The sequence below is a fragment of the Gracilimonas sp. genome (assembly GCF_035704785.1).
In the GTDB taxonomy this organism is placed as follows: Bacteria; Bacteroidota; Rhodothermia; order Balneolales; family Balneolaceae; genus Gracilimonas.
Genome location: NZ_DASSWP010000126.1, coordinates 1 through 7,523 on the forward strand (window position 1 = coordinate 1; position 7,523 = coordinate 7,523).

Consider the following 7,523-nt stretch of genomic DNA (forward strand, 5'->3'; position numbering starts at 1 on the left):
TCATTGTCCGTTTGAGATACTGAATCAGGTCCCGAGGTTTGATAGATGATCTCAAACTTACCGGAAGGAGAAATGTAGCTTTCTTCGGCTAATTTACTTTTTGATGAAAGCCTCACCGCCTCATAATTTTCAATTTTACTCAGGGTTTCCCCGGATAGCTCATCCTTATGTTGATGCAAAAACATAAATGCGGGAGTCGCACATTTTATAATCTCTCTTTCCTGACCAAAATTATCAGAAGGCTGATACAGCAATCGGAATTGCTGTAAAGTTGCCGTTTCCACATCGATCTCTCCGCGTTGATATGCATGCTGAATATCCAGCAATTTTGAATCTTGTAAGCGATCCTGCCCATATATCAGCTTAGGAAAAAGCACCGAAACAATGATCATTGCCACAAAAGCTATTATAATTTGAACAGAACTCTTATGCATTGTTTGGATTTTGCTTAACTTTGGGATTCGCAGATAATGAACGCTACAATTTATCAGTTCTTATAACTTAAGAGAAAAATGTTTCAAGTAATACTTTACTACAACTTCCAACCCATAGATGAGCCGGAGCAATTTTGTAAAGCCCACAAAATTTTTTGTAAAGAGATCGGCCTGAAGGGAAGGATCTACATCTCTGATGAGGGGATCAACGGCACGGCTGCCGGTACAGATCAGCAGATCGAAGAATACAAAAATTACCTTTGGTCGCTGCCCGGTTTTAGTGATACTGAGTTCAAACAGGATGAGTCTGATTATATTCCATTTCCAAAGCTGACTGTTAAAACCCGGGATGAAATTGTAGCCCTGCACGTGGATGATGTGAACCCCGAAAACGGCGGGAATTATCTGGAGCCTCAGGAATGGCGGCGAGTAATGGAAGAAGAAGACTATGTGATGATCGATGTCCGCAATAATTACGAATCAAAGATCGGTCACTTTGAAGGCGCCATTCAGCCTGATGTTGAGAATTTCTACGACTTCCCACAATGGATGGAAGAAGCCGAGATTCCCAAAGGCAAAAAAGTGTTGATGTACTGCACCGGTGGCATTCGATGTGAGAAGTTTTCTGTGTTGATGAAGGAAAAAGGCTGGGAAGATGTAAATCAGCTGCACGGCGGGATTCTGCGCTATGCCAAGGAAGAAGACGGCAAGCATTTCAAAGGAAAGTGCTTTGTGTTCGATGACCGCTTGGTTGTGCCCGTAAACCCCAAAGACCTTGAGCCTATCGCCCAATGCGAGATCACCGGAAAGCCGGCTGATACTTATATCAATTGCGCAAATATGGAATGCAACAAGCTGTTTGTTTGCTCCGAAGAAGGAGCCCATCAAATGGAAGGATGCTGCAGCGAAGAGTGTCGCCAAAGTGAATACAAGCGTCCATTTGATCCCGAGAATGCATTCAAACCTTTCCGAAAGTGGTACAATTATTTCGGAGAAGACTTCAAGGAGCGCCCCGTTGGATGCTCGTAATATTCGAATAGTAGAACCCTATTCCATCACCTACCGGTTTAAAGTTAAAGCGGAATTTATGGGAAAAACATTGCTTGATCTTATGCACACCCGTTTTCCATTTCACGGGGTGAAAGTTTGGGAGAACAAGATCCAAAACGGCCATGTGGGTGTGAACGGAAAAGAAGTTACCTCTCAATATGCCTTAAGGCTTCAAGATGAAGTTTTTCATCATAACCCAAAGGTTATTGAGCCTTCAGTCCCCGACGAAGTAAGGATTCTTAAGGAAACTGAGGATTACCTCATCGTCTATAAACCGGCTCCGCTTCCCATGCATCCCGGCGGAAGGTTCAACAAAAATTCACTCACTAAGATATTAGAGGAAAAAGGATTTCAGGATCTGCGAATTGTGCATCGCCTTGACTCGGTAACTTCCGGCCTCGTTCTCTTTGCGCGTAATAAAGAATTCGCCCAAAAAGCGATGCTTTGCTTCAGCGAATCGAAAGTGAAGAAAACCTATTATGCAGTAGTTGCCGGAAATCCCGATGAAGATTCTGTTACTATTGACTCCCCTATCCGCCGCAAAAACGGATTCGTATTTGAAAGTAAGCTGGGACTCAAACACGCGAAAGAAGCCATCACCCATTTTGAAGTCGTAGAACGAGATCAAAATTCAGCCATCGTAAAATGCTCCCCAAAAACCGGTCGCACCCACCAAATTCGCTTGCATCTGGAGCAATGGGGCTACCCCATCATCGACGATCCGATCTATAGGATTGATGGAGATAAAAGCAGTAAAGAGGCTCAAAAAACAGCCATCAGTTTGCTGAATGCCGGGTTGGAGATTGAGGAGCTTGGGGTGAAGTGGGAACTGGATCTTGATAGATATGAGATGTTAGACATGAGATTAAAGACTGCATAAAAAAATCTTACATCTTTAATCTAAAATCTTTTATCTATTTAAAAAAAGCTTCCGCAATCCTCGCAAACTGCTTGGGTTTGTCGAGAAATGCATAATGACCGGCATCTTCTATAATTACCAGTGCCGCATTTTCAATTCCTTTTTCGATGCGTTCGGCTTGATAAATCGGAGTTGCATCATCGTTTCTTCCCCAAAGAAGCAGCACTTCATGTGAGATGTTTGGCAGGGTTGATTCTAAATATTCACTTACCGATTTCACAAACGTCTCTCTCATCACGCCGGATAGTTTGCTGTAATCGCTGGAACCGAGGCTTTTCCAAAGTGACGTGGAGCGGAGCCATCCCAAAGCTTTTTCGCGGGGAGAACCGGGCAGGATCGTAAATGGAGCTTTCAGGGTCTTGGCGGTATATTTTTTGAAATAGAATTTCATGGATCGTTTCGGCTTCATCCCTGCGCCGCCGGTGATCAGTACTTTATCGATATGAGCTTTTCCGAAGTCACGAGCGCACAATTTCAGCATTATTCGTCCGCCAAATGAGTGAACCAGCACATCCACTTTTTCTTCATCCAATGATTCAATAAAAGCCTGAACGGCATCGGCATAATCATCAATGCTCCATGCTTTGGACGGCTCCGGTGAATCCCCAAAGCCCGGCAGGTCAAGCGCATAGGATGTTCGAATAGGTGCCAGATTCTGAGCCACCGGCATCATTACGCGTTTACTGCTTCCCCACCCGTGTAATATCACCAAAGGTTTGCCTTCCCCTACTTTTTCGTAGGCTAAATTTTGCTGCTGATATGTAAATATATTATTTGTGGCCATGCCTGAAATTTTGCCAAACTTCCCACTTCCACGGATGGGAAACAAGTAGCGAATTAATATTGAGTTTTTAAACCTTCTGAACCATATTCAGCCTTATGAACTTCAATAGCCTAAAACGGAAAATATTTTTCTGGATCGAGAAACTTCAGATCTCAAGAAAAGAGCGCCTGGCTTTTACAGCCATGTTAATACTATTATTCATGCTCTTGCTGTTGAATTTTTGGATGCAATCTGCCTTCAACTACGATCAAGAGCGTTATGATGGGATCGTGGCTGAGTTCGAAAAACGCAGCGCCATCATCGTGCAACAAGAAAAGGAACTGGAACAAAAATATAATCCAAATTTTACAGTTAGTGAGACACAAATCCCCGATACTGAGCCTGTTGAAGATGAACCGGCCACGGATGATGAAACGCTTCCGGTTGTCAGCATCATAAACATTAATACCGCAACAAGTGCTGAACTTCAGACTTTGGATGGAATCGGCCCGGTATATGCAGCACGTATCATTGAATACAGAAAGTTAAATAACGGTTTTGATTCCATTGATGAATTGATCAACGTAAAAGGAATTGGTGAAAAGCGGCTGGAGAATATCCGGCCATACATTAAATTAAAAGATTAAATTATTTAACTGCCACTAAATCACGAAAGCACAAAAAAATGCATTTTGAGAGAAATCAATTTACCACTTTCGTGATTTAGAGTTTTCGTGGCAAAATTTAAATAACAATAATTTTATGCCAAAAATACTTTGGGCAGATGACGAGATCGATCACCTGCAATCACACATCATATTTTTAGAAAAAAAAGGTTTTGATATTACTCCCGTAACTAACGGTGACGATGCAGTCAGCATGATCGCTTCCCAACCATTTGATATCGTGTTTCTGGATGAACAAATGCCCGGTATGGGCGGCATCGAGACGCTGGAAAAAATAAAAACCCTGCAGCCCTCCCTTCCGGTGGTGATGATCACAAAAAGTGAGGAAGAGTCCATTATGGAAGATGCTATCGGTGGAAAGATCTCAGATTATCTGATCAAACCCGTTAATCCCAATCAGATCTTACTCACTACCAAGCGCCTGTTGGAGCGAAGCCGTATTCAATCTGAAAAATCAGCCCAAACATATTTAAAACAATTCAATGAACTTTCCTCCCGCATCCACCCCGGCACACACTGGAAAGAATGGATCGATGTCTATAAAGAACTCACCCAATGGGAAATTGATCTCGGCGACGGCGATGAAGGATTGCAGCAGGTACTCTCCGACCAGTTCCAGCAGGGCAATAAGGAGTTCGGGAAATTCTTAAATCAGGAATACAGAAACTGGGTGCGCACAGAGGATTCCCGTCCAACTTTATCCCCGGAAATCTTCAAAAAATACGTGAATCCGCATCTTGAAAAAGATAAGCACGTCATGTTCTTTGTTATCGACTGTATGCGATACGATCAATGGCTGATCTTTGAGCCGTTCTTGTCCAGCTATTTCTCCATCGACACTGATTTTTACTATTCCATTTTACCTACCGCAACACCTTTCTCAAGAAATTCCATTTTTTCGGGGTTATATCCATCCGACATTGAACGTATGTATCCCGAATTGTGGGAGCAGGGGCAGGATGAAACTTCCCTAAACCGACATGAGGAAGAATTACTTAAACGGCAGCTACAGAGGCATGGAATTGATATCAATTTCAAGTATGAAAAAATGCTGAATGCCGATGCCGGCCGCAAAGTTGCAGACAAGATCCAAAGTTATGCACAGTCTAAGCTAGCAACCTTTGTTTTTAATTTTGTGGATACACTGGTTCACTCCCGTTCCGACTCAGACGTCATTAAAGAACTGGCGCCGGATGTCTCAGCTTTCAGATCCGTAACTGAGGCCTGGTTTCAGCACTCTTCATTGCTTCAAATGTTTAAAGGGTTGGCCAAAGAAGACGTCACTTTGATAATTACTACTGATCACGGTTCCGTACGGGCCCTGCGAGACACCAAAGTGTATGGAGATAAAGATACCGCCACTAACCTCCGGTATAAATACGGACGCAATTTAAAGGCCGAAGAATCTGACGCTGTTATTTTTATGGATGACCCTCAGCAATATCGACTCCCTAAAATCGGGACCATCAATAATTATATGATCGCCAGGGAAGATTATTACTTCGTATATCCCACCAACTACCACCGGTACCAAAATCGCTACCGAGATACGTTTCAGCATGGAGGCGCTTCGATGGAGGAAGTGATCTTACCCGTGGCCACTTTAAAACCGAAATAGCCCGGGGTTTGGTTAATCGTTGATTCGTTATTCGTTAGTTGGGTGTTTGTTTTTGTGTTACGGTGCGACTGTGTTATGGTGTTAACGTGTTACCATTTTCAATCCTGGTAACACGTTAACACCGTCGCACTTTAACACCAGAACACTCAAATTTTCACTAAAAATGTATCAATTCCATGTTATCTTTGGGCATTGCAAAATTAACTTTCGAATTCACTGATGGATCTGACAGCACCCATTGAAAGTCATTCCGTAGAGGAAACCATTAAGACAGGATATGAGTTTGGCAAAAAACTTAAACCCGGAGATGTGGTCTGTCTTGAAGGAGATCTTGGAGCCGGCAAAACCCATTTTATAAAAGGAGTGGCTTCTTATTTTGGGATCGATCCCGAAAGCGTAAGTTCACCAACCTACACGTTGATCCATGAATATTCCGGTGAACTTCCTGTGTATCATTTTGATTGTTACCGATTAAAAAGCGAGCAGGAAGCCCTTGAAATCGGCGCTGAGGAATATTTCTATGGAGAGGGCGTTTGTTTAGTCGAATGGCCGGGGATCATAGACTCCCTTATTCCGGATGAAGCGATTTGGATAAAAATTTCACATCTTTCGGATTCTAAACGAACAATCAGTATTCATCAAAAGCAGCAAGGTTGATGGCACTCTCACAAAATCGTAAACTCTCTTATCGGCTTGACCTCCTCCCCGTGATCCTACCCTATCACCGGCGGGCAAAAAATACGTTGCGCACCGGTGACCTGGTTTATTACGGTCCCAGCCCGGAGTATTACGGCATTGGAGAAGTAGTGCAAACCGCCGAAAAAATATGCATGGTCGATTTTCGCGGAACCGGGGAACTGGGTATCCACAAAGACGAAATGCTTTCCTCTTATCTTATTCCCATTCATAAACTAAACTTGTCCGGTGTGTTGAAGAGTCGGTGAGGGGGGACACCGAGCAAGTCAGTCGGGATACTTCCGAAGCTTCTTCAAGGCTTTACAAAGCTTCCTACTTGTTTGGGTCAGGGGTACCCTCAGAGGATTAGCTCCTCGTTCGGCTGTCTGCTCCGGAATACTCTATAGAGGCTCTGCCTTAAACTAATTAAGCATCCATTATGGATCGGAATCTGTTTCCAGCCTTGCTTATTTTGAAATTTTATCCGTTTATTAACTGATAATCCCCCTATTTCAATAATGATACTGGATGTGTTATTTGGGTGATTTATGCAATAAGCGGAGAGGTACTTTTTAACAGCATCCCACCCTGACATCAATAAAATTCTCATGATTCGCTCTGGTTCAAGAGCAAACATTAAAATCTCAATACTGTGAAAAAGATTCAAGAAATATAATCTTATTCAGAATAATCCACCATGTCAATGATTAAAACAACAATTTATGCAATTCTTTTTTTGTTTGGAGGTAATGCATATTCTCAGAATAATGCGCCAAGAGAATTATATATTTTATATAAAAGTAATAACAAACTTATTACAAAAAACACAAGTCAAAAATCTAACAGAACATCATTTAAAATTTTAAGGCATAAATATAGAACAGAGGAGAAAGCGAAGAAATACTTAGAAGAATATGCTGAAAATCTATATGAACCAATAGATCCCTTCGTCTATCATTTTATTGCACTTGAAGAACCAAAACAGATAGATAGTATAAATAATTTTGTTTTTACATCAATAGACAGTGTCAGTCATGATAAAATTGAAATAGGGCACAATACCAAGATTTTTTTTATCGAACTTTTAGTTGCTGAATCATATTTAAAGCATGAGACTTTTTTAGAATTTTATGAATAAAAAAGATCATGGATGTTCTGCCGGTTTTTCATTCTACCCTCGTTGCGAATTCTAAGACTAAGTCAACTCTTAAGCCATTACATGTGCATTGGTTTTAACATGAGGAGTTCCTCGCTTGATAACCTCATATGCCCGATAAATTAATTTCCCATCATTCCCAACCTCCCGGTTGGGAATACCTGCACGGACCTCCAGTCCAAGTGTCGAAATCGAGCACGAGATTTGATAGTGAGATGGACG

At 42.0% G+C, this 7,523-nt stretch carries 9 protein-coding genes; 7 read left to right on the top strand and 2 right to left on the bottom strand.

The genetic code is table 11. The features are described 5' to 3' along the window. Positions 1-434, bottom strand: a 434-nt coding sequence (locus VFM80_RS07530) for a hypothetical protein (protein WP_395071107.1), incomplete at its 3' end; no start/stop codon positions are given. A 78-nt stretch (positions 435-512) separates the two neighbouring features. Between VFM80_RS07530 and VFM80_RS07535 the strand changes: the two genes are divergently transcribed. Together VFM80_RS07535 and VFM80_RS07540 are read left to right on the top strand one after the other, a co-directional pair. Next, positions 513-1,463, top strand: a complete 951-nt coding sequence (locus VFM80_RS07535; protein WP_395071109.1) for a rhodanese-related sulfurtransferase — start codon at positions 513-515, stop codon at positions 1,461-1,463. 58 nt (positions 1,464-1,521) lie between these two features. After that, positions 1,522-2,364 carry an RluA family pseudouridine synthase gene (locus tag VFM80_RS07540; RefSeq protein ID WP_395071111.1) on the top strand — a complete coding sequence of 281 codons (843 nt, stop codon included), beginning with the start codon at positions 1,522-1,524 and terminating at the stop codon, positions 2,362-2,364. A gap of 34 nt (positions 2,365-2,398) precedes the next feature. Here the strand turns inward: VFM80_RS07540 and VFM80_RS07545 are convergent, their stop codons facing one another. After that, positions 2,399-3,187 carry an alpha/beta fold hydrolase gene (locus tag VFM80_RS07545; RefSeq protein ID WP_395071113.1) on the bottom strand — a complete coding sequence of 263 codons (789 nt, stop codon included), beginning with the start codon at positions 3,185-3,187 and terminating at the stop codon, positions 2,399-2,401. Between the two features lie 95 nt (positions 3,188-3,282). Between VFM80_RS07545 and VFM80_RS07550 the strand changes: the two genes are divergently transcribed. From VFM80_RS07550 to VFM80_RS07570, 5 genes are all read left to right on the top strand, one after another. Further along, positions 3,283-3,813, top strand: a complete 531-nt coding sequence (locus tag VFM80_RS07550) for a ComEA family DNA-binding protein (RefSeq protein ID WP_395071115.1) — start codon at positions 3,283-3,285, stop codon at positions 3,811-3,813. A 115-nt stretch (positions 3,814-3,928) separates the two neighbouring features. Then, on the top strand, positions 3,929-5,470 hold the full coding sequence (locus VFM80_RS07555; protein ID WP_395071117.1) for a response regulator: 1,542 nt from the start codon (positions 3,929-3,931) through the stop codon (positions 5,468-5,470). Between the two features lie 219 nt (positions 5,471-5,689). Continuing rightward, positions 5,690-6,127: a tRNA (adenosine(37)-N6)-threonylcarbamoyltransferase complex ATPase subunit type 1 TsaE gene (tsaE, locus tag VFM80_RS07560; RefSeq protein ID WP_395071118.1), complete on the top strand. Its 438-nt coding sequence runs from the start codon at positions 5,690-5,692 to the stop codon at positions 6,125-6,127. Further along, a complete protein-coding gene (locus VFM80_RS07565; protein ID WP_395071120.1) occupies positions 6,127-6,414 on the top strand; it encodes a hypothetical protein in 288 nt (95 codons plus the stop codon). The genes tsaE and VFM80_RS07565 overlap by 1 nt, the downstream gene beginning before the upstream one ends. Positions 6,415-6,842: 428 nt before the next feature. After that, the gene (locus VFM80_RS07570; protein ID WP_395071122.1) at positions 6,843-7,283 is read left to right on the top strand and encodes a hypothetical protein; all 441 of its coding nucleotides are present in this window, start codon (positions 6,843-6,845) and stop codon (positions 7,281-7,283) included. Positions 7,284-7,523: the final 240 nt, after the last annotated feature.